Genomic DNA, 2,842 nt, shown 5'->3' with positions numbered 1-2,842 from the left:
TTCATAGAATGACTCGTTCCTTAACGGATCACGGCACGCGATCCCCGCGGCGCCCGCTCCATCGCGAAGCCTAATATAGGCCCACACCCTTGGAAAGACTGGATATGTGCGCGTGGCCGCAGTTCCCGACACGCCGGAATGAGAGAACTTGGGGAGAATTCGCGATTTGCCGAGCGTGCCTCCCTGGCACCCCCTCCCTACGATTCGCAGCTCATCGGTGCGCACAGGGGCGCGCCCGCTGCTTGCATGTTTCGAGGGATAACGAAATGTTCCGTTCTTCTTCCATTTCTGCTCAAGCGTCGTCGGCCAAGGCCGGCCTCAAGTGCATGCCCCTGGACGCCACCGACCTGATCACGCTCGAAGACGCCGGACTGTGCGTCTTCATCGTGCCCGGTGCGTGCGCGATGCAACGCGAAGTCGCCGGCCAGTGGATCGACGTGCAGGGCATGTATCGGGGCGGCATCGTGGTCACACGCCTTGCTGGACCCTTCCGGGTCACCGGGAATCGTCTAGCCGAAGGCGTGGCGCTGCTCATCGGCGAGACGCAGGCGGAGAATCAGTTCGAAGCCCTGATGGAACGCCTGAAGGCTACGCCGGTGCTCCAGTTGGAAGCGGATGCGGTCATCGAACGCCTGGTCAACGTGCTTGCGATTGCGTCGAAAATGTCGGCCCCTTGCGTGGAGGAACCGATCGTCGAAGCGATATCGCTGCGCCTTTCGGTGATTTCGCGCCAGCAGGCGCCACAGCCGGCAACGCGGCAGCAGCGGCTCCCAGTCTGGCGGCTGCGGCGCGTTACCGACCTGGTGAACGAGCGGCTGGATACCGGAATTTCTCTGGCCGAGATGGCCAGCGCGGCCGGCCTCTCTCCCATGTACTTCGCGGCGCAGTTCAAGGTGGCGACGGGCATGCGCCCGCACCATTACCTGCTAGCCCAGAGGATCGCGCGCGCGAAGCACCTACTGGAAGAGACGAACGACACGATCATGGATATCGCCATCGCCGTCGGCTTCCAAACGCAGGCGCATTTTGCCACCGTGTTCAAGCACCATGAGAACATGACGCCGCGACAGTGGCGAGACCTGCGCGCGCCGCATACGCACGCGGCACATCGTGTTCCACACCGCGCGCGCTCCTCCGCCCGCGCGCGCCGCCCCGCCGATCTGCAAGCGGCCGGCTGATTGCCGGGCCGCCGATCGTGGCTTCGGCGCTCATTACTCAGGCCGACGAGCGTGCACTCTTGCGAATAGCACGACCGGACGACAGAAGTGCGAATCCGGAAGTACGCCTGCGATCAGGGAAGTCATGCGAGGTGACAGGCGCGACAGTAGCAGCACTGGTGAATTACCCCCGAGGCCATCCCCGTGTCGTCCACCCTCTCCACCTCGCCCGCTATTCCACGCCAGTGCACCTTCGACCCCGCCGATTGGCGGATTCTCGCAATGCACTGGTATCCCATCGCTCGCGTCCAGGATATTGGCAAGGAACCTGTCTCCGTGCGCCTGCTGGACGTGGGCCTGGTGGTCTACCGTACACCTGCCGGCCTGCATGTGGCGCGCGACCTTTGTGCCCACCGCGGCGTCCCGCTCTCCCACGGCTGGGTAGAAGGTGATGAGATCGTATGCCCTTACCATGGGCTGCGTTACGCAACCAACGGGCGTTGCACGCGCATTCCAGCGCATCCCGAGCAGGTGCCCTCCCAACGCTTCTCGGTCAATGTCTATCCTGCGGTGGAACGTTACGGCCTGCTATGGACCACGCTCACTCCCGATACGGCTAACGAGATCCCTCCGTTCGACGCGTGGAGTACCGACGCCTACCGCCAGGTTCTTCCGCCGCCCGTCGATATCGGAGGATCGTGCGGCCGCCAGGTCGAAGGCTTTGTCGACGTCGCGCACTTCGCGTGGGTCCACCAGGACACCTTCGCACGCAGGGACCAGCCGCTCGTCCCGGACTACCCGGTCAGCACCGACGAGAAGGGGCGCGTCCATGCCGAATACCTGAGCCCGGTGGCGAACTATCCCCATGGCTCCGGCCTGTCCGCACCCGAAGGTTATCTCTGGCTGCGCGAGTTCGACATCTACCCGCCGTTCACCGCGCGGCTCATCGTGCACTTTCCAGACGATGGGCAGCTACACATCTTCAATGCCGCGAGCCCGGTATCGGCGCACCGGACACGGCTGTTCGTCCCGATCGCGCAGAACTTCAACTTCGACGTTCCCGACGAGCAAATTCACGCCTTCAACGCCAGGATCTTCGCCGAGGACCAGGCCATCATCGAGACGCAGATGCCCGAGGATCTGCCGCTGGACCCGGGCGAAGAAGCGCACTTCCCGGCAGACCGTTCTTCCGCCGCGTACCGCCGGTCGCTCGCGAAGATGGGGCTGAGCTTCCGATACGCTCGTTGAATCACCGTTCCTTGCGGGGCCACTCCGCATCATCCAAACACCTTCGAGGATGTTCCGGACGACGAATGCCGGATCCTCATGAGGCAGGCCATGGCCGGCGGTTGCGGGATGTTCTGGAGGCTCTGGGCCCGTACAGCTCACACAGCAAGGGATGGCGTGCGGCCCGTGCCTGGATCCAGTGCTGCGCGTAGCGGGCGCGTATAGGGCAGCCATCGCGACCAGCTTAGGCCGACGAAGACAGCGACGATCCTGCCGGAGCCCTGTGGCTTTCCTGGGGGGATGAGTAAGGCCATTCTTGCAAAACGCCGCAGGGAAGCGCGCAAGCCACTCCCGGCTTCGGCTAAACTGCGCGTCCGCAAAGGGCCTATAGCTCAATGGTTAGAGCAGAGGACTCATAATCCTTTGGTTCCAGGTTCGAGTCCTGGTGGGCCCACCAA

General features: G+C 63.6%; 2 protein-coding genes and 1 tRNA gene. All 3 read left to right on the top strand.

Features of this window, described 5'->3' with window-relative positions:
- The first annotated feature begins 266 nt into the window (after window positions 1-266).
- Window positions 267-1,178: a helix-turn-helix domain-containing protein gene (locus ACR9ZH_RS18405; protein ID WP_481292214.1), complete on the top strand. Its 912-nt coding sequence runs from the start codon at window positions 267-269 to the stop codon at window positions 1,176-1,178.
- Window positions 1,179-1,361: 183 nt separating this feature from the next.
- Entirely contained in the window at window positions 1,362-2,405 is a 1,044-nt protein-coding gene (locus ACR9ZH_RS18400; protein WP_481292213.1) for a Rieske 2Fe-2S domain-containing protein, read from the top strand.
- Window positions 2,406-2,765: 360 nt separating this feature from the next.
- Window positions 2,766-2,841 (top strand) — tRNA-Ile (locus tag ACR9ZH_RS18395).
- Window position 2,842: the final 1 nt, after the last annotated feature.

The sequence above is a fragment of the Luteibacter sp. SVR4-7G genome (genome assembly GCF_056755555.1).
This window is presented reverse-complemented; position numbering and strand designations above follow the sequence as displayed.

Bases quoted from the DNA above. Each gene is read 5' to 3' on its own strand.
- ACR9ZH_RS18405 (WP_481292214.1), top strand. From the start codon at position 267: ATGTTCCGTTCTTCTTCCATTTCTGCTCAAGCGTCGTCGGCCAAGGCC.